Below are 24238 nucleotides of genomic sequence, written 5' to 3' on the forward strand. Positions count from 1 at the left end.
TGTCACGTCGCCCACTCCAACAGTAGTGCCCGGCGCCGTCGGACCCGCGTCCGGGCGAGACGTCGTCGCCGGTCGGGGCACGAGTCGCGCGCCGACCCTGCACAATGGAGTCGGTGCAGCTCATGACATTCGACGAGGACGTCAAACGACGCGACCTCCGCAAGATGAAGATCGTCGCCACCGGCTTCCTGGTGTTCGCCTCCATCGTCTATCTCTTCTGCCGGTGGCAGGAGTCCCGCGGCGCCGGCGGCTGGGTCGGTTTCGTCCGGGCGGCGTCGGAGGCGGGCATGGTCGGCGCGCTCGCCGACTGGTTCGCCGTCACCGCTCTCTTCAAGCACCCCATGGGTCTGAAGATCCCGCACACCGCGATCATCAAGCGGAAGAAGGACCAGCTCGGCACCAGCCTCGGATCGTTCGTCGGGCAGAACTTCCTCGCCGTCGACGTCGTGTCGCAGAAGGTCGAGTCCGCGCGCATCCCGCTGCGCCTCGGCACCTGGCTCGCCGACCCGGCCCACGCCGACCGTGTCGCGGAGGAGACGGCGACCGTGCTGCGCGGCTTCCTCGACGTGCTCGACGACGAGGACATTCAGCAGGTCATCGACAACACCATCGTCAAGCGCCTCGGTGATCCGCAGTGGGGGCCGCCGATCGGACGCGTCCTGGGCTCGCTGCTCGAGGACAACCGGCAGAAACCACTGATCGACCTGCTCGCCGAGCGCGCACACGAATGGGCCCAGAACAGCCTGCCGACCATCGACCGGATCGTGTCGAGGGACTCTCCGTCCTGGTCGCCGAAGTTCGTCGATGTGCTTCTCGGAGAACGCATCCACCGCGAACTCGTGGAGTTCACGTGGAAGGTCCGGTCGAACCCGCAGCACGAGTTGCGGCTCGCGGCCGACAAGTTCCTCACCGACTTCGCCGACGACCTGCAGAACGACCCCGACACCATCGCCAAGGCCGAGTCGATCAAGTCGGAGATCATGGGCCGCGACGAGGTCACCGGCCTCGCGGCGGCATCGTGGAAGGTGGCCAAGCGGCTCATCGTCGACTCGGTGGACGACCCGAAGAGCACCCTGCGCGCCAAGATCAGCGAGAACGTGCAGAAGTTCGGGCTCCGCCTGCGCGACGACGACGCGATGCGCGGCAAGGCGGACGGCTGGCTGATGGCCGGCGTGCGCTACATCGTCGAGAACTACACCGACGAGATCACCACCGTCATCACCGACACCGTCGCCCGATGGGACGCCGACGAGGCCAGCCGCAAGATCGAGCTGCAGGTGGGACGGGACCTGCAGTTCATCCGCATCAACGGCACGGTGGTCGGCTCGCTCGCGGGTCTGGCGATCTATTCGATCTCGCACCTGTTGTTCGGGTAGCCGCCGCGGCCGTGCACGGGGTGCGTGAGGTGCCCACCCCTTTCCGCCGACTGGTCGGGGTGCGCAGCGCCGAGCAGGGTGTGTGGCTGGTCGACACCACCACCGCGTGCCCTCGGGTGTGGGTGCTAGCACAGTGCTTGCAATTGCTAGCACCCTTGGTTATCGTCGTTGGCGAGGCGCATTCGACATGAGTCAGGAGTGTTCGAGATGGCATCCGAGGAGAAGGAAGGCGACGACACCACAGTGGTGTCGGCAGCCGGAGATCTCGCCGCCCGCGTCGTCAGCACGGCGACACAGGACATCGGGAGTTTCATTCGGGCACAGCGAGAGTCGGCCCAGGTGTCCCTGCGGCAACTCGCACTCTCCGCCGGCGTCAGCAATCCCTACCTCAGCCAGATCGAGCGGGGCCTGCGCAAGCCGTCGGCAGAGGTTCTGAGTCAGATCGCCAAGGGTCTTCGTGTGTCCTCGGAGGTCCTGTACGTGCAAGCCGGTCTGCTCGAGGAACGGCCGCACAGTCCCATCATCGACGCGGTGCACGGTGACGACTCCATCACGGAGCGTCAAAAGCAGGTGCTCCTCGAGATCTACTACTCGTTCCGCCGCGAGAACGAGACCGGCACCCCCACGCTGCGATCAGAGATCAACCACGAAACGACATCAGGAGATCACACATGACCGACCCGAAGTTCGACACCGTCAAGACCCCGCTGTTCGCCGCCGTCGGCGCCGGTGACGCCGTGGTCCAGGCCGTGGCCGACGTCGTCGCCCAGGTCCGCCACCGCGCCGAGAGCACGCAGGCCGACGTCAACGACCGCGTCGACACCGCCCGCGCCCGCCTCGCCGACCTGCAGGAAGACGTCACCGAGAGCGTCGAGACGCTCCGCGGACGCCTGAACGCGCTGCCGCAGGAGCTGCCGGACGAGATCGCCGATCTCCGCGAGCGTTTCACCCCCGAGGAGCTCCGCAAGGTCGCCGAGGCCTACCTCAAGGTGGCGTCGGACCTCTACACCGCACTCGCCGAGCGCGGCGAGGAGACGGTCGAGCGCATCCGCAAGAACCCGGCGGTCGAGGACGGTCTCGAGCGCGCCAACGCCGTCGCCAACGACGCTGTCGACCTCACCGAGCAGACCCTCGGCACCGTCGCCTCGCAGACCCGCGCCGTCGGTGAGCGCGCCGCAGCCCTCGCGGGCCGCGCGTCCGATCGTGTGCAGGAAGGTGCCGACGAGGCCACCGACGCGATCAAGGAAGGCGCCGAGGACGCCGTCGACAATGTCGACGAGGCTGCCGACGAGCTGAGCGAGAAGATCGACGAGCTCGGCCAGAAGGCGAAGACCGCAGGCCAGAAGGCGTCGGATCGCGCCTCGGGTGCAGCAGGCACGGTCGAGGGCAAGACGCGCAACAACGCGGGCTCGCCCATCAAGAAGACCCCGGCCACGAAGTCGGCTCCCGCCAAGGCCACCCCGGCCAAGGCCTCGACTCCCGCCCCCGCCAAGAAGGCCACCCCGGCCAAGAAGGCTCCGGCCAAGAAGTCGACCAGCTAGTCGATCGCGACAATTCCGACCCCCGCGCTGACGAAGCGCGGGGGTCGGTGTCGTTTAGGATGACCGCATGCCCATGGCGTACAGCGCGACCAGCGCGATCATGAACATCCTGCAACTCATCGCTCTGGTGGGTGTGGCGTTCGCGCTCTTCCACGCCATCCGCCAGCGCCCCGACGCCTTCACCGCCGCGGACAAGCTGAACAAGCCGGGGTGGGTGGCCATTCTCGCGGTCGCGCTGCTGATCCTGCTCGTCTTCCCGGTGGTGGGCTTCGTCGGCATCATCGCCGTCGTCGCCATCGGTGTGTACCTCGTGGACGTGCGGCCCAAGGTCGACGACATCCAGCGCGGACCGCGCTGGTAGCTAACCCTGGCCGGTGACCGTGAGCCAGAGCAGTGCCGCGTTGAGCGCCACGATCAGGCCGGTGGTGACGACGGCGAGGACCACGGTGGTCCGTGAGTTGATGCGGGCGCCCATCACCGCGCTGCTGGAGGTCATGCGCACCAGCGGGATCAGCGCGAACGGAATGCACAGACTCAGCACCACCTGACTCAGCACCAGCGCCAGCGTCGGATCGACGCCGATACCCAGGACCACCAGCGCGGGAATCAACGTGACGACGCGGCGCACCTGGATCGGGATCCGCTTCTGCAGCAGTCCCTTCATGATCTCGGCACCGGCGGCGCAGCCCACCGAGGTCGACGCGAGACCCGAGGCGAGCAGGCCGACGGCGAAGATCGCGGCGACCGCGGGCCCGAGATTGTTCTCGATGGCCGCGTGCGCGCCGTCGATGGTGTCGGTGCCCTCCTCGCCGCGGAACGCCGATGCGGCGAGCAGCAGCATGCCGATGTTGACGCTGCCGGCGATGATGAGCGCGAACGTGACGTCCCACTTGGTCGCGCGCAGCAGGCGGTCGAGCTTGCCGGAGTCCTTCTCGACGCCGTGGCGGTCGCGGGCGAGCGCGGAGTGCAGGTAGATGGCGTGCGGCATGACCGTCGCGCCCAGCATGCTGGCCGCGAGCAGGACCGATCCGGAGCCGTCGAACCCCGGTACGAGACCGCCGGCGACACCGCCCGCGTCGATGTCGGTGAACAGCAGGCCGGTGAGGAAGCCGATCGTGATGATGGCGAGCATGCCGATGACGACGAACTCGAAGGTGCGCTGACCCCGCCGTGACTGGACGGCCAGGATCACCATCGACACGACGCCGGTGATGAGAACCGCCGACGAAGAGCGGAACGCCGAACAGGAGGTTGAGCGCGATGGCGCCGCCGATCACCTCGGCGAGGTCCGTCGCGATCGCCACGGCCTCGGCCTGCACCCAGAACGCCCGGCGGGGCCAGGGACGCATGCGGTCGCCGAGCATCTCCGGCAGTGATCGTCCGGAGACCAGGCCCAGCTTGGCCGAGAGGTACTGGATCAGTACCGCCATCGCATTGGCGGCCACGAGTACCCACACGAGGAGGTAGCCGTAGCGCGCGCCCGCGGTGAGATTCGCGGCGACGTTGCCCGGGTCGACGTAGGCGATGGCGGCGACGAACGCGGGGCCGAGCAGCGTGAACAGCCGGACGGGAGTGATGCCTCCGGATGTGGGTGGACGAGTTCCGATGCGGTCGACCATGACGGAAGTGTAGGGCACCCGGCGCGATCGTGTTCGCCGGCCCGTACCGATAAGTTAGGGCACCCGCATCATGTCTCGTCGTCCACCCATTCGAGCAGGTCACCCGGCTGGCACTCCAGCACCCGGCACATGGTCTCCAGGGTGCTGAACCGCACCGCGCGGGCCCGCCCGTTCTTGAGTACGGCGACGTTGGCGGGGGTCAGTCCGACGCGCTCGGCGAACTCGCCGACGCTCATCTTGCGCTTGGCCAGCTCCACGTCGATGCGGACGACGATGGGCATCAGATGACGCCCTCGAGGTCGGCGCGCAGGTCGCTCGCCTTCCGCAGCAGGGCACGCATGACCATCATCAGCAGTGCGGCGACGCTGACGATCATGCAGAGCAGGAACAGCAGGAGCACGGGCCCCGGATCGTCCGCGCGGAACCCGACGACGAGGAACACGACACCGAGCGACACACCGGCGGCCACGATCGCGCGGACGATCGCGTCGACCCACACGAACGCGGCACCGGAGAAGATGCGATCCCGGCGGACGAGAGTGAGCAGCTTCCAGGTGGCGATGACGACGATCTGCACGCACACCACCCAGAAGATGGTGAGCGCGGTGAGGGGCCATCGGAGGTACGCGGATTCCGGGTTCTCGCGGGCCATGTGCGCGAACTGTCCCGGCAGCGACATGACCTGGAACAGGACGAGCAGGGCGAACAGGCCGGCGAGGAACACCCTGAGTGTTGCGACGACGCGTCTTTCCGTGATCATGCATCGAGTATCGGTCAGGATCTATCGAAAATCAATAGGTACTGGTGCGGGAGGGCGGCAGGGTTAAGGTCTGAGGGTGCCGGACTCCCCACTCGACGATGCTCGCTCGCGTGATCCCCGGGATCTCCGCCGAGTCGGCCTGACCGAGTACCGGATCGACGACCTCGCCAGGGAAGCCGGGGTGAGCGTCCGCAACGTGCGCGTCTATCAGGACCGCGGTCTGCTCCCGCCCCCGCGCAAGGTGGGTCGGACGGGCTGGTACGACGAGTCGCACCTCGCTCGGCTGCAGATGATCTCGCGCATGCTCGACCGTGGCTACACCTTCGTCACCATCAGCGAACTCCTCACCGCGGCGCAGTACGGACTCCGCGTCGAGGACGTCCTGGGCACCGAGGATCCCGACGGCGCCGCCAACGTCGACCACCCGGCGCGGCTGACCCGCGACGAGATCGACACCATGTTCGACGGACGGATCAGCGACGACGATCTGACGCGTGCGGAAGCGCTCGACGTCTTCTCCCGCGACGGGGACGGCTACCGCATCGAGAACCCCGCCCTGGTCCGCGCGGCCAAGGTGCTGTTCGACGCGGGTCTCGCGCTGCCGGACATCCTGTCCCGCACCGAGCGCGTCCACCAGGACCTGACGAGCGTGTCCCAGCAGTTCGTGCGTCTGGTCGTCGACAGGTTCGTTCCGGGCGGCGCCGATCCGTTCACGCTCGACCCCAGCGAGCTCTCGGCCATGGCGGACCTCATCACCACCCTGCGTCCGCTGGCCAGCCGTGCCGTGCAGGCGCTCTTCTCCGAGACCATGGACGCCGAGATCGTGCACGCGATGGAGAAGGCGCTCAGCGGCGACGCCGCCACGGCGCTCAGCGGCGACGCCGCCACAGAGGACAGCGGCGACGCCGCCACGGCGGACACCGACGACAGTGACGGCAACGGCGCGAGCACCAGCTCGAGCAGCAGGACAGGAGACCGATGAACACTCGTGGTGCAGTGGTGACCGCTGCCGTGGCCGCGGTCGCGGTGGCCGGTGCAGCCTCGATCCGGGCGACTCGACGGGCGTCACCGCCCTCGGCGTGGATGGCGGACACCGATGTACTGCTGGCGCGTCCGGAGCTCACCCCACGGGTGCGCACGGTCGTCGCCGAGGACGGTGCCGCGCTGCACGTGCGCGAGTACGGCGACCCGGACGCCGCCCCGATCGTCCTCAGTCACGGATGGACCTGCTCCGCCGACTTCTGGGCGCCGCAGATCAACGACCTCGCCGGACGGTACCGCGTCGTCGTGTACGACCAGCGCGGGCACGGAGCCAGTGAGGTGGGGACCCGGCCACTCGGTGCCGACGTCCTGGGGGACGACCTCGCCGCGGTGCTCGACGCGACGATCGACTCGGACACCAAGGCCGTCGTCGCCGGACACAGCATGGGTGGCATGTCCGTGATGAGTTGGGCGGCACAGTATCCCGCGCAGGTGCGCCACTACGTGAAGGCGATACTGCTGGCCAACACGGCCACCGACAGTCTGGTCCGCGAGACCACTGTCATCCCGTTGCCACCCGGTGTCGCGCAGGTGCCGGCGCGGGTGGCGTCGAGCGTGCTCGGATCGGCACTGCCCATCCCGTCGAGTCCGTTCTCCGCTCGTGCTCTGAAGTACGTGACGATGGGCGCCGAGTCCACTCCGGCGCAGGTGGCGTTCTGCGAACGCATCGTGCGCGAGTGCTCCCCTCGAACGCGGGGCATGTGGGGATCGGCGCTGTCCGCGTTGGACATTCACGACGCGCTGGAGAACATCGACGTCCCGACGTCGGTGATCGTCGGTACTCGCGACCGCCTGACGCCGCCGGTGCACGCCCGCAAGCTCGCCGATCGACTCTCCCGCGCCGGAGTGCTGGGCCGGTTCCTCGAACTCGACGGTGTCGGACACATGAGCTCGGTGGAATCGATCGCGGAGTTCGACGCCGAGCTGGTCCGGCTCGCGGAGCTGCCGGCATGAGCGACGACACCAGAGGGGACGCCTACACCGAGCGGCTGCGCGAGCTGCAGGGTGCGCGGTGGAAACGCGTTCTGCGCGTGCAGGCTCCGTACCAGTGGAACATCCGACGCCATCTCGCTGGGCGGCGCGTTCTCGACGTCGGCTGCGGGATCGGCCGGAATCTGCGCAACCTTCCCGCGGGCAGCGTCGGTGTCGATCACAACGTCGCGTCCGTCGAGTTCTGCCGCTCGCAGGGCATGACCGCGTACACACCCGAGGAGTTCCACGCCCTCGGCGACACGGGCTTCGACGGCATGCTCATGGCCCACCTGCTCGAGCACCTGCCGCCGGGCGCGGAGGGTGAGGTGCTTACGGAGTACCTGCCGTGTCTGCAGCCGGACTCCGTCGTCATGATCGTGTGCCCACAGGAAGTCGGGTTCGCCAGCGACCCGACGCACACGAGCTGGTTGGACGCCGCCGACCTGCTCGCCCTCTGCGCTGCCGCCGGCATCGAGCGCACGACGTCCGCCTCGTTCCCGTTCCCGCGTCCGGTGGGAAAGCTGTTCGTCTACAACGAGACCGTCGTGGTGGGTCGAACCCCAGCTGCCTGATACGACCAGCCGTCTAGTCGAACACCACGGTCTTGCGGCCGTGCACCAGCACACGGTCCTCGAGGTGCCAGCGCAGTCCGCGCGCGAGCACCATCTTCTCGATGTCGCGGCCCTGACGGACCATGTCGGCGACCGCGTCCGCATGGTCGATGCGGATGACGTCCTGCTCGATGATGGGTCCGGCATCGAGCTCGGCGGTGACGAAGTGGCACGTCGCGCCGATGAGCTTGACCCCTCGTGCGAACGCCTGGTGATACGGCCGGGCGCCGACGAACGACGGCAGGAAGCTGTGGTGGATGTTGATCGCGCGCCCGGACCAGTGCTCGCACAACGACTCCGGCAGCACCTGCATGAAGCGCGCCAGCACCACCGCGTCGGGGGAGTAGCCGTCGACGAGGTCGCGGAGCGCGTCGAAGGAGGTCCCGCGCTCGCTGGGGTGCTTGGGGAACGGAACATGGTGGAACTGCACACCGTGTGCGCGCGTGACGGATTCGAGATCGGGGTGGTTTCCGATGACCGCTTCGATGGTCGCCGGCAGTTCTCCGCCGGCGGCGCGCCCGAGCAGATCGTGGAGGCAGTGTCCCTCCTTGCTCACCAGGAGCACGACCTTCTTGCGCTCTCCGGAATCGTGCAGCGACCACTCGGATTCCGGGCCGATCTCCGCGGCGACCGCCGCGAACCGTGCGCGCAGCTCGTCGACTCCGATGTCGATCGACGAGGCCGCGACGGCCTGACGGGTGAAGAACCAGCCACTGTCCGCGTCGGCGTGATAGGCGGCCTCGACGATCGAGCCCCCGAGATCGGCCAGGAAGGTCGAGATGCGCGCCACGATGCCCGTGCGGTCGGGGCAGCCCAGGGTGAGGACGTAGCGGCGAGAGTCGGAGCGTGGAGATTCGGGCGGCATGGGCGCCATTGTCTCACTGACACCCGTCCCTTCCTGACCGATCCCGACCGGCCTCCGTCTGGAAAGGTGGAGCGCATGACAACCCTCACGCGCACCGACGTCGCCCGCATGGTCGATCACACTCTGCTCAAGCCCGAGGCGACGGTCGCCGACGTCCGGGCGCTCGTCGCGGAGGCGAAGGATCTGGGCGTCCTCGCGGTCTGCGTGTCGCCGTCGATGCTCCCGGTTCGTGACACGGGTGACCTGGTGGTCGCCGCGGTGGCGGGGTTCCCGTCCGGAAAGCACCACTCGTTGATCAAGGGTTCGGAGGCGCGTCTGGCGGTGCAGCACGGGGCGCGCGAGGTCGACATGGTGATCGACGTCGGCGCCGCGGTGGAGGGTGACTTCAACGCCGTCCTGGCGGACATCATCACCGTCCGGGAGGCGATGGGCGAGAACGCCGTCCTGAAGGTGATCATCGAGTCGGCGGCGCTGCTCGCGTCGGCGGACGGGGAGCGCGCGGTGATCGAGTGCTGCCGGGCGGCGGAGCGGGCCGGCGCGAACTATGTCAAGACGTCCACGGGGTTCCATCCCGCGGGTGGAGCGTCGACGGAGGCCGTGAGTCTGATGGCCCGCACCGTCGGTGGCCGCCTGGGTGTCAAGGCGTCGGGCGGCATCCGCGATGCGGACACCGCCCGAGCGATGATCGAGGCCGGCGCCACCCGACTGGGCCTGTCCGGGACCCGCAGCGTGTTGGACGGCTTCGCCGACTAGCAGGTGACCTGCTGCTGACCGCCCTGCGCGGCGGGGATCGTGTACTGGCCGCCGCTGAGGGTCATGTGGATCCCGGTGTCGGTCACCTCGAGGGCGTCCGGCGTCATGCCGAGCGGGTACGCCTGCAGGCTGTCCGTGAGCACCGAGACGACGCTGTCCGCGAGGTCGGTGGGAATGCCGATGCCGAGGATCGACGCGTCCGTGGTCTGGACCTCGATCGTGTCGCCCTGCACCACGGGCTTCACGGTGAGTTCCGCCAGTCCACCGACGATGGCGAACTTCAGCGTTCCGGCGGCGGGATCGCTGGTCACACCGGACACGACGCTGCCGACTCCCTGCTCCTGCAGGGTCGCGAGGATGCCGCCGGTCGACCACGTGACGTCGGCCGAACTGCTGCCGATCTGACCGGACGTGGTGTCCGTGGAGGTGAGGTCGACGTCGTTCACGGTCGCCTGGACCTGCATGTCCTGTGCGGGCCCGAACTTCGTGTCGTCGCTCGAGATGTCGACGGACGAGAACTTCTCGGTCGCGAGGGAGAACAGGACGGGCTGCAGGCCGAGGCCGACGTCGATCTGTGAGCCGAGTTCGCTCTCGAACTGGGTCGTGAGGCAGTTCTCGACGCGGTTGCGGGCATAGAACTCGCCGCCGACGAGTGCCGCGATGACGACGATGACCAGCACTCCGGCGATGAGAGGTACCCGGGAGCGTCGTCTGGGTGCGGTGTCGTGAGTCATGAGAGACAGTGTGGACGACATCTCTGAGGTTCCTCTGTGGACCGGCCGATCGGGTGCACGGCGACAGCGCCATTTCTCTGTGACGCGTGACACAACCACGTAGGCTCTTCGAGCATGGCGGGCGACGATGTGGCGGAACGTCTGGACGGCGTGGTCGCCGAACAGGACGGGTACTTCACCGCAGCTCACGCGCTCGATGCCGGGTATCTGCCGTGCGAGATCGAGGCGCACGTCGCCGACGGATCCTGGACGCGGGTCGAGACCGATCTGCTGCGGTTGTCGGACTGGCCGAGCCACGATCTCGAGGAGTACTCGAAGTGGTGCGTGTGGCTGGGCGCCACCGCGGTGATCTCCCACCAGAGCGCGGCCGAGCTGCACGGCATGGGCAGCCTGCACCCGCAGTTCGTCCACGTCCGGGTCAGTGGGACGGCCCGAGCGCACGACCAGCGCCTCGCGATCCATCGGGGACGCCTGACGGGCGCGGACATCGAGCTCTCCGGTGCCTTCCGCATGACGACGCCGGTCCGCACCGTGCTGGATCTCGCGGCGGGCGGCATCTCGCAGTTCACCCTCGACGAAGTGGTCGCCGACGGTCTGGTGCTCGGACGACTGGTCGTCGACGATCTCTTCGAGCAGGCTGTGGAGTGCGGTGACCGGGTGGCCGAGCGGGTGGAGACGGCGCTGCGCTGAGAGGATGTTCCTCTCATGCGCACGCTGCTGATCGACAACTACGACTCGTTCACCCACAACCTGGCCCAGTACCTGGAGCAGGTGTCCGGCACCGTCCCCATCGTCGTGCACAACGACGTCCGGTGGTCCTCCCTCCCGCTGGACCGGGTGGACGCCGTCGTCGTCTCGCCAGGCCCGGGCCGCCCGAGTCGCCCGGCCGACATGGGCGTCAGCAGCAGGGTGATCCGGGACGGTGGTCTGCCGCTTCTCGGGGTGTGTCTGGGGCATCAGGGCATCGCGGACAGCTGTGGTGGCGTCGTCGATATGGCACCCGAGCCCATGCACGGCCGGATGTCCGACGTGCAGCACGACGGCACCGATCTCTTCGCCGGCCTGCCGTCGCCCCTGCGCGTGGTGCGGTACCACTCCCTCACCGTCACGGCCCTGCCCGACGAGCTCGAGGCGACGGCGTGGACCGACGACGGGGTGATGATGGCGCTGCGTCATCGGTCACGGCCGCTGTGGGGAGTGCAGTTCCATCCCGAGTCGATCGGCACGGAACGTGGACTGCAGGTGATCGCCAACTTTCTCGACCTCGCGCGGGACGCCCGCCCGAGCACCCACACCTCCGCGCCGACCGTGGCGCCGCGTGACCCGGTCGTGCGCGACCCCCGCTACCGGGTGCTCGTGCGCCGTCTCGACGTTCTACCGGACCCCGAGGAGGTGGCGCGCCCACTCCGCGGACGGTCCACGTTCTGGCTCGACTCGAGCGCCGAGCTCGACGGCAGTGCCCGGTTCTCCTACCTCGGACCCGGTGACGGCCCACTGGCGGAGGACGTGTCGTACGACGTCGCCACCTCGTGCGTGACGACGACGACCGCCGACGGCACGACCGAGGAGACGGTCACGTCGTTCCTCGACCACCTCGGGGAACAGATCGCGGCGCGGGCCGTCGACCGGGTGCCCGCGGTGCCGTTCGACTTCGCCCTCGGGTACGTCGGTCACCTCGGCTACGAGCTCAAGGCCGAGACGGGCGGAGCGGCGGCGCATGCCTCGCCGACGGCCGATGCGCGAATGATGTTCGCGGACAGGCTCATCGCGCTCGACCACCGCGATCGGTGCACCTATCTGCTCACCCTCACACTCGTCGGTGGCGACGACACCGCGGCGCTCGGATGGTTGGACGAGACCGCCGCGGCCGTGACCGCGCTGCCCCGTTCGGAGCGCGGTCGCCCGGCCGTGTCCGACACCCCCCTCGGCGCGCTGCCGTCGGTGATCGACACCCGGCACGACGACGGCGCGTATCGCGCGGCGATCGCGGACTGCCTGGAGCAGATCACGATGGGGGAGAGCTACGAGATCTGTCTGACCAACGAGATGAGCGTGCCGTTCGACGGCGACGCCGCCGACCTCTACCTCGCGGTGCGGCGCGCCAGTCCCGCCCCGTACGCGGCGTTCCTGCGATTCCCCGGGCTGGCGATACTCAGCGCGTCACCGGAGCGCTTCCTGCGGATCACGGCGTCGGGCGTCGTGGACTCCAAGCCCATCAAGGGAACTCGGGCTCGCGGGCGCACGCCGGCGGAGGACGCGGCCGCGCGCCTCGACCTGGCGACGAGCGAGAAGGACCGCGCCGAGAACATCATGATCGTCGATCTGGTCCGCAACGACCTGAATCAGGTGTGCGTGCCCGGGTCGGTGCACGTGCCGGTGCTCTTCGACGTGGAGAGCCACACCCATGTGCACCAACTGGTCTCGACGGTCGAGGGGCGGGTGCGCCCGGGGCTCTCGGCCGTCGACTGTGTGCGCGCGGCGTTCCCGGGCGGATCGATGACCGGCGCCCCGAAGCGCCGCACGATGGAGATCATCGACCGCCTCGAGGGCGGGCCGCGCGGCGTGTACTCCGGTGCGCTGGGCTGGTTCTCGCTCACCGGCGCGGCGGACCTGTCCATCGTCATCCGGACCGTGGTGCTCGCGGACGGCCGGGCGTCGGTGGGAACGGGCGGCGCCGTCGTCTCGCTGTCCGACCCGCAGGACGAGGTGGACGAGATGCACCTCAAGGCCGACGCGCTACTGCGTGTCCTCGGCGGGAGCGACGGCCGACCACGGTAACGCGAGCACGTTGTCCCGCAGTCGTCGGCGCGGCACGGTGACCGGAAGTCCCTGCGCCGCCAGGGCTGTCAGCGCCGCACGCCACCGCACGCGGGGTCCGAACGGTGCCAGCGGCGCCGCCACGTCCCACGCCCGATCGGCCGCCCGCAGCACCTCGTGCACGCGCTCGCCCGCGACGTTGCGGTGGATCAGGACCTTCGGCAGCCGCTCCGCGATGTCCGACGGCCGCTCCACCGTGAACGGATCCCACGCGATGGTCAGACTGCGCGGTCCCGACGCGTCCACGGTGACCCACGTGGCCCGACGCCCCAGTTCGTCGCACGTGCCGTCGACGAGGAGGCCGCCGTCCGCGAGAGCGGAGGTGATGCGTGCCCACGCACCCGGTACCGCGTCCTCGGGATACTGACGCAGCACGTTGAACGCGCGCACCAGGTGTGGCCGCAGTCCCGCGAGTTCGAAGCCACCGCGGCGGAAGGAGACACCGTCCCGATCGGGGACGACGCGGGACGGCTCGATCTCCAACCCGACGACGGCGACGTCCGCACGGACGGTGCGCAGTCGCGCGGCCAACTCCAGAGTGGTGACCGGACTGGCGCCGTAGCCCAGGTCGACGACCAGGGGACGCGTCGCGCCGCGGAGCAACGCTCGGACGTCGGGATCGTGCACCAGTCGGCGATCACTGCGCCGCAGCCGGTTGATGTTGGTCGTCCCGCGAGTGACCACACCCTCCGGACCGATCCGGGAGATCACAGTGCCCAGCAGTTCGTTCCGCTCATCCCGACCGGCCTCCGGCCTACCCGCCGGTCAGGCGTTCTTCGTGAGCCAGTCGTGCGTGACCTCGCCCTCGCCCCGCCACAGATCGACGAGGTTGACGAGCATCAACTGTTCGAGCTTTCCGCCGATGAAGGGGATGTACACCTTGGCCTCGGACGTGGTGCGCAACGTGGAGCCGGCCTCGGTGGCGAAGAGGGACGTCGTGCCGGTGAGGCTGCCCGGGCCGGCGGGAATCGACGCGTCGTACTTCCCGGCGGTGGTCTCCGAGTACGCGTCGTGATGGATGTTGCGGGTGATGACCATGTCCTTCTTCATCACCGCCTGCGCGACGTCGGGCAGCGTGTCGCGCGGAATGATGTGCCGCATGACCACGTCGACGCCGTCTGCCGTGACCTCGAAGCGCGTGAGCTCGTTCTCCGAGTACTTGCGCAGCTCCTCGATCACCGCGTCCCAGTAGTCACGCGTCGTCAGCGCCCCGTACACCTGCTCTGTGGTGAACGGGAGACGAGCCGAGTAGTTCATGCGACGTGCCATGGTCGATGAGGTTACCGGTGAGTCAGAGGTGCTCCGGCGCCCAGGTGTCGGTGAACTCCTGCTCGGCGTCGATCAGCGCGAGAACCTGCTCGATGACCGCCTGCTCGATCTTGCCGCCGAAGATCGGCACCTTGACCTCGGCCTGACCCGTCGCCGTCAGGCTCGATGCGGAGCCCTTCGAGCGCAGTGCCAGGGTGCCCGTGATGGACGCCGGGGCGCCCTCGACCTTGGCCTCGAAGGTGCCCGAGGCGCCCTGCGCGTCGAGGGAACCCCACGACTCGGTCCGGTGGATGATCAGATCGCCCGGGCGGATGCTGGTGATGGCGCCGGGCAGGAACTCCTCCGCGATGGCCTGGGTCATCGACACCGACACCGTGCGGCTGTCCGCGTCGTCGCCTGCGACGGTCACGTCGTTCAGCTGTGCCTTGGGGCCGCCGACGGCCTCGAGCCGATCGGTCCAGTACTGCTCGGTGGTGAGGGCGGCGTGGACGTCGGACGCGGCGAGCGTGGACGGGACCGTGTGATCGAACCTGCGTGGCATGAGCTGAGATTAACTCTGTGCGGCGCGCTCGGACCGCAGCGGGTGGCCCTTCGACGTGAGGCACTTGCCCGTCTCGAGGTTCCAGTCCCAGCCGTGCAGATTGCACGTGAGCGTGGTGCCCTCGATGACACCGAACTTCGACAGATCCGCCTTGAGATGCGGGCAGCGCCGCTGGATCTCCCAGCCGTCCTTGACGATGGTGGCCGTGTCGTCGTGTGCCTCGGCGAACCAGCCGTCCGCGTAGGCGATGCGCTCGTCGGTGAGGCACTTGAAGAACGTGTACAGGAACTCGTTGTAGCCACCGACCCGCTTCGCCCGGAACCGCGTCGACAGGAAGATCGAGTTGACCCAGTCGGACTCTCCGTCCCGCAGCACCGTGCGGACCAGCTCGGCCGGGATCTCGAACGTGTAGCGGAACTTCTCGTCCTGGATCGGTTCGCGGACGATCCGCTTCGGGAAATCGAGCACCACTCTGTCGGCAGCCACCGGAGGTCGACCGGCCTCCGGCCTGCCCGTCAGATTCAGCTCCACCGGGTAGCCGATGCCGTCGGAGATCTGGTCGGTCTGCGCCATGATCGGCTCGAACAGTGCGCGCAACGGCCCCAGCAGCGGCTCGCCCGCCGCGGTCGCCCACGATGCCTTCTCGGCCGCGATGACGTCGGCCTGGCGCTGCGCGTACGCCTCGATGTAGTCGGCCTTGCCGGTGGTGAAGATGGCCTCCACCTCGTCGGTGGGCAGCGGGTGCGCCAGCTCGTTCAGGTCGGAACCCGAGAAGTCCGCCGTGGTTCCCGGCATCATCAGCAGGCCCTTGTCGTGGCCGTGGCGGCGCATCTGGTCGAGGAACACCATCTGGTCGGGGAAGATGTTCGCCGGATCGCCGTAGACGTCGTTGAGCGAGCGCAGCTCGTCGTCGAGGAAGCACGGGGGACCTGCGGACGGAATGACCCACGTGGCGCCGACCTGCTCGATGTACTGCCGACACCGGTCCATCTGACGCTGCCGCTTCTGCGTCCCGAACGCGTCCTTGGCGCGCTGCGGCATGTCGTAGACCATCGGGTACCAGATGGCGCCGGAGTACTGCAGCATGTGGACGTCGATGTGGCCGAAGGCCTCGGTCATCATGTCCAGGTCGACCGGCCGGGCGTCGTTCATGTTGAACGCGGTGGTCTCACCGTCGCTCACCACCAGACCCGAGTCGCCGATGGGTCCGTCGGCAGGAGCGCGCAGCGCCACGATCATGACGTCGAGGTCGCCCTTGGGGCCGGACACCGTGTGCTTGACCGAGTCGGTCGTCTCGAAGAACGTGGTGAAACCGAGCTTCTCCAGCTCCGTGCGCAGGTCCGGCACCGGGTAGTCGGGGAGCAGCACGACCGCGTCCTTGTTGACGTGCTTCGCCAGGTGCTTCGGATCGAAGTGGTCCTTGTGCAGATGCGAGACGTACAGGTAGTCGCAGTTGCCGAGCTCGTCCCAGTCGAGCTGGGAGTTGTCGGGGAACGGGAACCAGGACGCGAAGTACGCGGGGTTGACCCACGGATCGCACAGGATGGACCCCGCAGACGTCTGGATGTGAAATCCCGCGTGTCCGACACTGGTGACCTGCACGTGAATCCTCCCGAAATTTGGAACCTGGTTCGGTGACCATGGTAGGCGTGCACACCCGGTGCTCACGACGAGGCGGGGGCAGCGCCGGGTAGCGTTCACCCCCGTGACGAGCAGTCCCCTCCAGTCCGCGACGGCTCCGGAGACCGGCGATCCCGGCTCCGTGACGGCCGCGCACCGCCCCGTGTCCTTCGCCGACCTCACCACGATCCACGTCGGTGGCCCCGTCGGACGTCTCGTCGAGGCGACCACCTCGCAGGAGCTCGTCGACGCCGTACGCAGCGCCGACGCGGCCGGAACTCCGGTGCTCGTCATCGGCGGCGGCTCGAACCTGCTGGTCGGAGACGACGGTTTCGACGGCACCGTCGTCCGCGTCGCGACGTCCGGGCTCCGGGTCGAGGGCACCAGGATGCACGTGGACGCCGGAGTCGAGTGGGATCTGGTCGTCCGCACCGCGCTCGATCACGGGCTCGCCGGCATCGAGGCACTCTCCGGCATCCCGGGCAGCACCGGCGGAACGCCCGTGCAGAACGTCGGCGCGTACGGCGCCTCCACCTCGGACTGGCTCGAGTCGGTGACGGTGCTCGACCGGGAGAGCGGGGAGGTCGAGGTGTGGGACAACGCACGCTGCGGCTTCGGCTCGCACCGGTCGTCGGCCTTCAAGTACACCGATCGCTACGTCGTGGTGGATGTCACGTTCGCGCTCCGACGCAGCGACGAGTCGGCACCGGTGCGGTACGCGGCGCTCGCCGAGCGGCTCGGCGTGCGCATCGGAGAGAGCGTCTCGGCGCGCGAGGTGCGCGATGCCGTGATCGCTCTGCGGACCGATCGCGGCATGGTGTGGGACGAGGCGGAGCACGACTCGTGGAGTGTCGGGTCCTTCTTCCTGAACCCGATCGTGTCGTCCGTACCGCCCGAGGCACTCGGATCGCCGCAGTTCACGGACCCGAAGGGCATCAAGCTCAGTGCTGCCTGGCTCATCGAGCACGCCGGGTTCTCCCGCGGGTACGGCGAGCGCGTCGGCACCGGACGGGCCACCCTCTCCACCCGCCACGTCCTGGCCGTCACCAATCGGGGCGGCGCGAGTGCAGCGGACGTCACCGCCCTCGCGTCACACGTGCGCGCGGGTGTGCAGGAGAAGTACGGCATCACGCTGACCCCCGAGTGCCGCCTGGTGAACTGCACGCTCGACTGATCGGTCTGTTGCCACAGGTAACGTCGTCCCCGTGAAGATGCAGGGGAGAACACCGTACGCAGCCGTCCTGGCCGTGCTGGCACTCGTGATCGCGCTGGTCGCGGGGTGCTCCGGCACACCCGGGTCCTCGGAGAGCGCCGCGCCGACCACCGAGGCCGCGCCCGTGGCGGCGGTGACCTACGCACCGGCGGCCGGTGCGACCGACGTCTCACCCACCGCTCCGATCTCCGTCTCGGTCGCGAACGGCACCTTCGAGGCCGTGTCGCTCACCACCGCCGACGGCCGCGCCGTCGCGGGAACGCTGGACCCGGCAAAGACGACGTTCACCGTCACCGAGCCCCTCGGGTACGACGCGGTCTACACGTGGGCAGGGACGGCAGTCGGCAGCGACGGCAAGCCGGTGCCGGTCGAGGGCACTCTCGGCACGGTGGCGCCGCAGTCGATCACGTCGGTCTCCACCAACATCGGTGACGGCCAGGAGGTCGGTGTCGCGGCGCCGATCATCCTGAAGTTCGACGACGCGATCGTCGACAAGAAAGCGGTCGAGAAGGCGCTGACGGTGACCACGAATCCGCCGACGGCCGGCTCGTGGGCCTGGCTACCCGACGACGGCGGGTCCCGCGTGCACTGGCGTCCGCAGAACTACTGGGCCCCCGGCACCACCGTCGACGTGTCGGCGAAGCTCTACGGCGTGAACTACGGCGGCGGCGCCTACGGCGACTCGGACGTCACGGTGAACTTCACCATCGGTCGGAGCCAGGTCGTCGTCGCCGATGCGACCAGCCACCGCATGCAGGTGGTGCGCGACGGCCAGACCGTCATGGACATCCCGGTGAGTTACGGCGAGGGCAACGAGGATCGCAACGTCACGCGCAGCGGCATCCACGTCGTCACCGAGAAGTACGAGGACTTCCTGATGTCCAACCCGCCGTACTACGAGAACGTGCGGGAACGGTGGGCCACCCGCATCTCGAACAACGGCGAGTTCATCCACGCCAATCCGCTGACCACGGGAGTACAGGGCTCGTCCAACGTGACCAACGGCTGCATCAACCTCTCCACCGAGGATGCACAGACGTACTTCCAGATGGCCGTCTACGGTGACCCCGTCGAGGTCACCGGCACGCGCATCGATCTCTCGGCGGCGGACGGCGAAATCTACGACTGGGCGATCGACTGGCCCACATGGCAGAGCATGAGCGCCCTGACTGCCGCGTGAGAGTCGGACTGCCGCGTGAGAATCAGGTCCGGCGGCTGAAACGGCCGTTCGGGGCCTGATCGCGCGGGCGCACGACGATGGTGTCGAGGTTCACGTGCGAGGGGCGGGACGCCACGAAGCCGATGACCTCGGCGATGTCGGCGGCCACCAACGGGTCGATGCCCTCGTAGACCTTCGCGGCCTTCTCCTCGTCACCGTCGAAGCGGACGAGGGAGAACTCCGTCTCCACCGCGCCCGGAGCGATCTCGGTCAGACGCACGGGCGTGCCCAGCAATTCGCCGCGGAGCGTCCGGTGCAGCACGCCCTGTGCGTGCTTGGCCGTGGTGTACCCGGCGCCGTTGTCGTACGTCTCGAACGCGGCGATGGACGTGATGGTCACGACGAGACCGTTACCGGACTCGATCAGCTTGGGCAGCAGCGCCTTCGTCATGCGCAGCGTGCCGACGACGTTGGTCTCCCACATCCACTGCCAGTCGTCGAGGTCCGCCTCGAGGATCGGGGCGAGGCCCTTCGCGCCGCCCGCGTTGTTCACCAGGACGTCCACACGCGGCAGCACCGAGGTGAAGGCCGCGACGGAGTCCTCGTCGGTCACGTCGAGGGCGAGGGCGGTGCCGTCGATCTCCTCGGCCAGTGCCTCGAGGCGGTCGACGCGGCGGGCGCCCACGACCACGTGATAGCCGCCGGCGGCGAGTGTCCGCGCGGTGGCGGCGCCGATCCCGGAGCTGGCTCCGGTGACGACGGCGGTGGGGCGGTCGGTCTGGGTCGACGGTGTCGTCGGAACGCTGGTCATGGGAACCAGGCTAGATCGCGTCAGCTCGCGATCGCGCTGTAGCCCGACGCGTCGCCGGCGACGACGCGCGAGTACTCGCCCTGCACGCTGACGGGAACGTCGCCCGCGAGGGTGATGCGCTCGAGGCGGCGGTACTGGTCGTCGTAGTCGGAGACGGCGTAGTGCTGGGTCGACCGGTTGTCCCAGATGGCGATGTCGCCGAGCTCCCACGACCACCGGATGGTGTTCTCCAAGCGGGTCACCCGGTCCTGCAGCAGCTCGAAGAGTGCGCGGAACTCCTTGGAGGAGAGGCCCGGGAACGACTTGGCGAAGTGGCCCAGCAGGATCGCGCGCTTCCCCGTCTCGGGATGCACGCGCACCACGGGATGCTCGACCTCGAAGTACTCGCTGCGGAACTCCGCGCGGTAGCGCTCGGCCGTCGACGTGACGGACTTCTCGGCAGCGGTCGCCGCGTAGTCGTAGATGTTGGTGTGCACGGCCCACAGCGACTCCGCGAGGGCCTTCATCGCGGGCGGCAGCTGCTCGTAGCCGGCGGTCGCCGACGCCCAGGTGGTGGTGCCGCCGTACGGGGGCAGGTGCACGGCCCGCAGGATCGACGCCTTCGGCACGCGGTCGACGAACGTCACGTCCGTGTGCCAGCTGTCCGCCTTGTCGTACGTGGAATCGATGGCGAGAGTGCGGGTTCCGCGCGACCGGACCGTGGGGTGCGGGGTGGTGGGGATCCCGAGCCGCTCGGCGAACGCGTACTGCACCTTCTCGTCCACGTGATGCTGGCCGCGGAAGAACACGACCTCGTGCTCGAGCAGCGCCTCGTTGATCTCGTGCACGATCTCGTCCGGGAGATCGCCGCCGATCCGCACGTCGTCGATGCGTGCGCCGATGTTCGCGCCCAGTTTCACGGTCTCCATGGGCTCACTGTGATGCCGAAGTCGCAGGTTGTCCACCCTTCGAATCACCTCGAGCGAAACAGGCGATTCTGCAGCGCGGCGACATCGGTGCTACTTTTCGGTCATGGCACCAGCGAGGAAGTCCGCACCGCGGGTCACGTATGTGACCGCCGCGCTCGGTTCCCGTCTGCCTCTCGCTCGCGAACTCTGTTGTCGACGCGGTCTCTCACGAGTCTGATCGCGCGTCGACTGACGACCTCCATGTGAGGTCTGACGATCGGGTGTGACCGGCCTCGTTCCCAGGCTCCCGGCCCATCCGTCTCGCTCTCGAGGGATTCCCATGTCTGCCCCCACCGTTCTCGCTCAGAGTTCTGCTTCTCGTACGCCGGGTTCCGCCACGCGGTCCCCGTACGGACGTCCCCACCGGCCGAGGCCGGCGCGCGTCGTCGCGCCCGAACTGCGCGTCAGCGACACTCCGGCCGCCGTCGTCCTGCGCGCCGTGGTGCAGCGCGGCCCCGTGTCGCGCGACGTCATCGTCTCGGCCACCGGCATCAGCACCGCCACCGTCAATCGCCACGTCAGTGCGCTCATCGCCGCAGGGCTGCTGCGTGAGCGTGCCGATCTGTCCACGTCCGGCGCCGTCGGGCGTCCCCGCGTTCCGGTGGAGGTGGACCACGAGGGGCAGTGCACCCTCGGGGTGCACATCGGCGCGACCACCACGCGCATCGTCGCCGTCGACCTGCGCGGCACCGTGCTCGGCGGCGTCGAGATCGCCACACCCTCCGGCCCGCACGCCGGCGCACTGCGCTCCATCGCGGAGAGTGCCGCGTCCTTCGCCGCACGGTGGCACCGGCGCCGCATCCTGTTCGTGGGTGTCGCCATCGGTGGCCGCGTGAACGTGCAGAAGGGCACCGTCGATCACCCTCGCCTCGCCTGGTCCGACGCCCCGGTGGGCGCGGTCCTGGGCGAGCGGCTCGGTGCCGTGGTGGCCGTGGCCCCCCACGTCGAGGCGATGGCGGCGTCGGAGTTGCTGCTCGCGACGGAGTCGGCCCCGGAGGATGCGGGAAGGCCGGAGGCCGGTGGTTCTGTCGGCGGCCGGCCGGGTACGTCGCTGTACTTCTATGCGCGGGAGATGACGGGGTTGGCGCTGACCATCGACGGTCGGGTGCACACCCCCGCGGGCGGCCCGGGGTCGATCGCTCATCTACCGACCGGCTCGGACGCCGTGTGCGACTGCGGGCGTACGGGATGCCTCGAGGCGACCGTGAGCGATCGGGCCGTCGTGGCCGCGGCGCAGCGAGCCGGACTGCTGGACGAGTCGGAGCGTTCCATCGCTGCGGTGTACCTGGCGGCGCGCACGGGTTCCACTGTGGCACAGGGACTTCTGAACGACCGCGCCGATGCGCTGGGTCGCGCACTGGCGTTGGTGCACGATGTCGTCAACCCCGACAGCGTGCAGGTGGGCGGTCAGGCGTTCACCGCGTATCCGGCGGCGATGGAGCGCGTCGAGGCCGCGTTCGAGTCCTCCAGTTCGGTCGCGACGTCGCGGCGAGTACGGGTCACCAGCTTCGGCAAGCGCGTGCAGGACCACGCTGCGGCGGCGGTGTCCCTCGGCTCGCTCTACGCCGATCCCGTGGTGACGATGCGGAAGATCGACGCTCAGCGCTGATCGCACGGGGAATACTGCGGACATGACAGCACCCGATCTCCGGTTCTACTTCGACCCGGTGTGCCCGTTCGCCTGGATGACCAGCAGGTGGGTCCGCCTCGTCCAGGCGCAACGGGACTACACCGTCGACTGGAGCTTCATCTCTCTGCGACAACTCAACGCGCGCATCGACTACGCGACGCACTTCCCGCCGGAGTACGAGGCGGGACACACTGCGGGGCTCCGGCTGCTCCGGGCTGCCGCGAGCGTGCGGGCCGAGCACGGCCGGGAGGCGATGGGCCCGCTGTACGCCGCGCTCGGCGCGCGGATCTTCGATGCGGAGCCGGTGCCCGACGAGGCCGGTGCTCACGCGCACCGCGGAACGGCCGAGTTCCTCGCACCGATCCTCGCCGGCCTCGGCCTGCCCGAGCATCACGTCCGGGCACTGGACGACACGTCGTTCGACGAGGAGATCCAGGCGTCGACAGACGAGGCGCTGTCGCTCACGGGCAAGGACGTCGGAACACCGATCATCCACGTCGAGCCGCCCGAGGGCGTGGCGTTCTTCGGCCCGGTCATCAGCCGGCTCCCGTCGGACGACGACGCGGTGGAGTTGTGGGACCACGTCGTGGGACTGGCACGGTTCCCGGGATTCGCGGAGCTGAAGCGCAGTCTGCGGGAGCTACCCCAGCTGCGGGCTCTCGGTGTGAGCGAGGACGAGGCGGGCGTGCAGCAGGACTGGCACGGCGGTAGTCGGCGCCGGAAGAAGTAGCTACCGCGTCGGCGCGGGGAACTTCGCGAGGTACTTCTCCCGCTTCGCGGGCTGGATGTTGGAGCGCCGGAGGTCGCCGTCGTAGTGCGCGACCACGCGCTTGTCCATCAGCGCCCGCCACAGGAACGGGAAGTACGACACGAGGATCAGTGGCGCGTAACCCGCTGGGAGCTGCGGAGATTCGGGCATGCTCCGCAGCACCTGGTACCGGCGCGTGGGGTTGGCGTGATGGTCGCTGTGTCGTTGCAGGTGGTAGAGGAAGATGTCGGAGACGGCGTAGTCGCTGTTCCAGCTGTGTTCCGGAGTGCAGCGCTCGTAGCGTCCGTTCTCCTTGGTGCGCCGCAGCAGCCCGTAGTGCTCGAGGTAGTTGACGGCCTCGAGCAGCGAGATCCCGTACACCGCCTGCAGAACCAGGAACGGCAGCAGTTCGACACCGAACACGCCGACCAGCGCACCCCACAGGGCGAGGCTCATGAGCCAGGCGGTGAGATTCGCGTTCGAGAAGGAGAAGGTGCGCTTCCCGGTGCGGTGCAGACGATCACGCTCGAGTGCCCACCCGGAACGGAATCCGCCGAGAACGCTGCGGGGGTAGAACTGCCACAGGGTCTCACCGAGACGCGAGCTCGCCGGATCCTCCGGAGTGGCGACCCGGACGTGATGCCCGCGATTGTGTTCGACGTAGAAGTGCCCGTAGAAGCTCTGCGCGAGCACGATGCGCGAGAGCCACTGTTCGTACTCGACCTTCTTGTGACCGAGCTCGTGCGCCGTGTTGATGCCGATGCCGCCGACGAGTCCGATGGTCAGCGCCACGCCGATCTTCGAGGCGAGTGACAGGCCGTTCTCGAGCCCGAGCCACGAGAGGTCGTCGGCCGTCAGTAGATGGGACGACAGCCCGATGCCGAAGAACTGCATGGGGATGTAGGCGTAGACGCAGCCGCGATACCAGAAGTCGGCCTCGAGAGACTCGACCAGATCCTCGGGCGGATTCTCGTCGAACGGGACGACGATGCGATCCGCGATGGGGACCACGACGTAGAGGAACAGGGGACCCGACCACCACGCGACCTGTGACACTCCCGGTGCCCACCACTGCAGCCCGAAGACGATGCCCACGGAGATGAGCGGAAGCATCGGAGCGATGAGAGCCCACGGCCAGTAGTACCGGTTGAGGTCACGCCATTCGCCCGTCTTCGGCGAGATGGAGCGCTGGTGTGTTTCGGTCACGACGG

25 protein-coding genes and 1 pseudogene are annotated in these 24238 nt (G+C 68.6%); 14 read left to right on the plus strand and 12 right to left on the minus strand.

The window, feature by feature from the left end; genetic code table 11:
* The first annotated feature begins 104 nt into the window (after nt 1-104).
* The 4 genes from QE449_RS03455 (at nt 105) to QE449_RS03470 (ending at nt 3278) form a co-directional block, all read left to right on the plus strand.
* Nucleotides 105-1376, plus strand: coding sequence for a DUF445 domain-containing protein (locus QE449_RS03455; RefSeq protein ID WP_027506323.1), 1272 nt, complete (start codon nt 105-107; stop codon nt 1374-1376).
* Between the two features lie 207 nt (nt 1377-1583).
* Nucleotides 1584-2051, plus strand: coding sequence for a helix-turn-helix domain-containing protein (locus QE449_RS03460; protein WP_037186255.1), 468 nt, complete (start codon nt 1584-1586; stop codon nt 2049-2051).
* Nucleotides 2048-2917 carry a heparin-binding hemagglutinin gene (locus tag QE449_RS03465; RefSeq protein ID WP_056441562.1) on the plus strand — a complete coding sequence of 290 codons (870 nt, stop codon included), beginning with the start codon at nt 2048-2050 and terminating at the stop codon, nt 2915-2917. Before QE449_RS03460 ends, QE449_RS03465 begins: the two co-directional genes overlap by 4 nt.
* 67 nt (nt 2918-2984) lie before the next feature.
* Nucleotides 2985-3278 carry a DUF2516 family protein gene (locus QE449_RS03470; protein WP_027506325.1) on the plus strand — a complete coding sequence of 98 codons (294 nt, stop codon included), beginning with the start codon at nt 2985-2987 and terminating at the stop codon, nt 3276-3278.
* Here the strand turns inward: QE449_RS03470 and QE449_RS03475 are convergent.
* The 3 genes and pseudogenes from QE449_RS03475 to QE449_RS03485 all read right to left on the minus strand — a co-directional run bounded on the left by QE449_RS03475 (nt 3279) and on the right by QE449_RS03485 (nt 5296).
* Nucleotides 3279-4536, minus strand: a pseudogene (locus QE449_RS03475) (Nramp family divalent metal transporter). It abuts the gene before it with no gap.
* A gap of 68 nt (nt 4537-4604) precedes the next feature.
* On the minus strand, nt 4605-4817 hold the full coding sequence (locus tag QE449_RS03480) for a helix-turn-helix transcriptional regulator (protein ID WP_027506327.1): 213 nt from the start codon (nt 4815-4817) through the stop codon (nt 4605-4607).
* The gene (locus QE449_RS03485) at nt 4817-5296 is read right to left on the minus strand and encodes a DUF2975 domain-containing protein (RefSeq protein ID WP_307108218.1); all 480 of its coding nucleotides are present in this window, start codon (nt 5294-5296) and stop codon (nt 4817-4819) included. Before QE449_RS03485 ends, QE449_RS03480 begins: the two co-directional genes overlap by 1 nt.
* Nucleotides 5297-5372: 76 nt before the next feature.
* On the opposite strand from QE449_RS03485, the gene QE449_RS03490 reads away from it, so the two are divergent.
* The 3 genes from QE449_RS03490 to QE449_RS03500 are packed head-to-tail and all read left to right on the plus strand — an operon-like array spanning nt 5373 to nt 7881.
* A complete protein-coding gene (locus QE449_RS03490) occupies nt 5373-6278 on the plus strand; it encodes a MerR family transcriptional regulator (protein ID WP_285184310.1) in 906 nt (301 codons plus the stop codon).
* Entirely contained in the window at nt 6275-7291 is a 1017-nt protein-coding gene (locus QE449_RS03495; protein ID WP_307108219.1) for an alpha/beta fold hydrolase, read from the plus strand. Before QE449_RS03490 ends, QE449_RS03495 begins: the two co-directional genes overlap by 4 nt.
* Entirely contained in the window at nt 7288-7881 is a 594-nt protein-coding gene (locus tag QE449_RS03500; RefSeq protein WP_204869089.1) for a bifunctional 2-polyprenyl-6-hydroxyphenol methylase/3-demethylubiquinol 3-O-methyltransferase UbiG, read from the plus strand. The genes QE449_RS03495 and QE449_RS03500 overlap by 4 nt, the downstream gene beginning before the upstream one ends.
* A gap of 13 nt (nt 7882-7894) precedes the next feature.
* On the opposite strand, the gene purU is transcribed toward QE449_RS03500, so the two are convergent.
* Nucleotides 7895-8785: a formyltetrahydrofolate deformylase gene (gene purU / locus QE449_RS03505; RefSeq protein WP_222646262.1), complete on the minus strand. Its 891-nt coding sequence runs from the start codon at nt 8783-8785 to the stop codon at nt 7895-7897.
* 75 nt (nt 8786-8860) lie between these two features.
* Between purU and deoC the strand changes: the two genes are divergently transcribed.
* Nucleotides 8861-9538, plus strand: coding sequence for a deoxyribose-phosphate aldolase (gene deoC / locus QE449_RS03510; protein ID WP_222646261.1), 678 nt, complete (start codon nt 8861-8863; stop codon nt 9536-9538).
* Here deoC and QE449_RS03515 read toward each other — a convergent pair.
* Nucleotides 9535-10272 (minus strand): DUF2993 domain-containing protein, encoded by a 738-nt coding sequence (locus QE449_RS03515; RefSeq protein WP_027506333.1) that lies wholly within the window; start codon nt 10270-10272, stop codon nt 9535-9537. The two genes, deoC and QE449_RS03515, sit on opposite strands and share 4 nt — an antisense overlap.
* Before the next feature lie 114 nt (nt 10273-10386).
* On the opposite strand from QE449_RS03515, the gene QE449_RS03520 reads away from it, so the two are divergent.
* Nucleotides 10387-10962, plus strand: a complete 576-nt coding sequence (locus QE449_RS03520) for a hypothetical protein (RefSeq protein ID WP_222646260.1) — start codon at nt 10387-10389, stop codon at nt 10960-10962.
* Nucleotides 10963-10977: 15 nt separating this feature from the next.
* Nucleotides 10978-13050 (plus strand): aminodeoxychorismate synthase component I, encoded by a 2073-nt coding sequence (pabB, locus tag QE449_RS03525; RefSeq protein WP_307108220.1) that lies wholly within the window; start codon nt 10978-10980, stop codon nt 13048-13050.
* On the opposite strand, the gene QE449_RS03530 is transcribed toward pabB, so the two are convergent.
* From QE449_RS03530 to QE449_RS03545, 4 genes are read right to left on the minus strand one after another with little or no spacing between them, the layout of a single operon-like run.
* Entirely contained in the window at nt 13009-13800 is a 792-nt protein-coding gene (locus QE449_RS03530) for a class I SAM-dependent methyltransferase (RefSeq protein ID WP_373428253.1), read from the minus strand. The two genes, pabB and QE449_RS03530, sit on opposite strands and share 42 nt — an antisense overlap.
* 54 nt (nt 13801-13854) lie before the next feature.
* On the minus strand, nt 13855-14358 hold the full coding sequence (locus tag QE449_RS03535; protein WP_027506337.1) for a DUF2505 domain-containing protein: 504 nt from the start codon (nt 14356-14358) through the stop codon (nt 13855-13857).
* Between the two features lie 22 nt (nt 14359-14380).
* A complete protein-coding gene (locus QE449_RS03540) occupies nt 14381-14899 on the minus strand; it encodes a DUF2505 domain-containing protein (protein WP_056441577.1) in 519 nt (172 codons plus the stop codon).
* Nucleotides 14900-14908: 9 nt separating this feature from the next.
* Nucleotides 14909-16501, minus strand: a complete 1593-nt coding sequence (locus QE449_RS03545) for a Rieske 2Fe-2S domain-containing protein (RefSeq protein WP_307108221.1) — start codon at nt 16499-16501, stop codon at nt 14909-14911.
* Between the two features lie 103 nt (nt 16502-16604).
* Here QE449_RS03545 and QE449_RS03550 point away from each other — a divergent pair, with 103 nt between their 5' ends.
* Together QE449_RS03550 and QE449_RS03555 are read left to right on the plus strand one after the other, a co-directional pair.
* Nucleotides 16605-17693, plus strand: a complete 1089-nt coding sequence (locus tag QE449_RS03550; protein ID WP_307108222.1) for a UDP-N-acetylmuramate dehydrogenase — start codon at nt 16605-16607, stop codon at nt 17691-17693.
* A gap of 37 nt (nt 17694-17730) precedes the next feature.
* Nucleotides 17731-18912, plus strand: a complete 1182-nt coding sequence (locus QE449_RS03555) for an Ig-like domain-containing protein (RefSeq protein WP_307109667.1) — start codon at nt 17731-17733, stop codon at nt 18910-18912.
* Nucleotides 18913-18934: 22 nt separating this feature from the next.
* On the opposite strand, the gene QE449_RS03560 is transcribed toward QE449_RS03555, so the two are convergent.
* On the minus strand, nt 18935-19702 hold the full coding sequence (locus tag QE449_RS03560; protein ID WP_027506342.1) for an SDR family NAD(P)-dependent oxidoreductase: 768 nt from the start codon (nt 19700-19702) through the stop codon (nt 18935-18937).
* A 20-nt stretch (nt 19703-19722) separates the two neighbouring features.
* Nucleotides 19723-20610: a TauD/TfdA family dioxygenase gene (locus tag QE449_RS03565; RefSeq protein WP_307108223.1), complete on the minus strand. Its 888-nt coding sequence runs from the start codon at nt 20608-20610 to the stop codon at nt 19723-19725.
* A 319-nt stretch (nt 20611-20929) separates the two neighbouring features.
* On the opposite strand from QE449_RS03565, the gene QE449_RS03570 reads away from it, so the two are divergent.
* Together QE449_RS03570 and QE449_RS03575 are read left to right on the plus strand one after the other, a co-directional pair.
* Nucleotides 20930-22258: an ROK family transcriptional regulator gene (locus tag QE449_RS03570; protein ID WP_307108224.1), complete on the plus strand. Its 1329-nt coding sequence runs from the start codon at nt 20930-20932 to the stop codon at nt 22256-22258.
* Nucleotides 22259-22280: 22 nt separating this feature from the next.
* A complete protein-coding gene (locus QE449_RS03575; RefSeq protein WP_307108225.1) occupies nt 22281-23009 on the plus strand; it encodes a hypothetical protein in 729 nt (242 codons plus the stop codon).
* Here the strand turns inward: QE449_RS03575 and QE449_RS03580 are convergent, their stop codons facing one another.
* Nucleotides 23010-24233, minus strand: a complete 1224-nt coding sequence (locus tag QE449_RS03580; protein WP_307108226.1) for an alkane 1-monooxygenase — start codon at nt 24231-24233, stop codon at nt 23010-23012.
* Nucleotides 24234-24238: the final 5 nt, after the last annotated feature.

The organism is Rhodococcus sp. SORGH_AS_0303 (assembly GCF_030819335.1).
GTDB lineage: Bacteria > Actinomycetota > Actinomycetes > Mycobacteriales > Mycobacteriaceae > Rhodococcoides.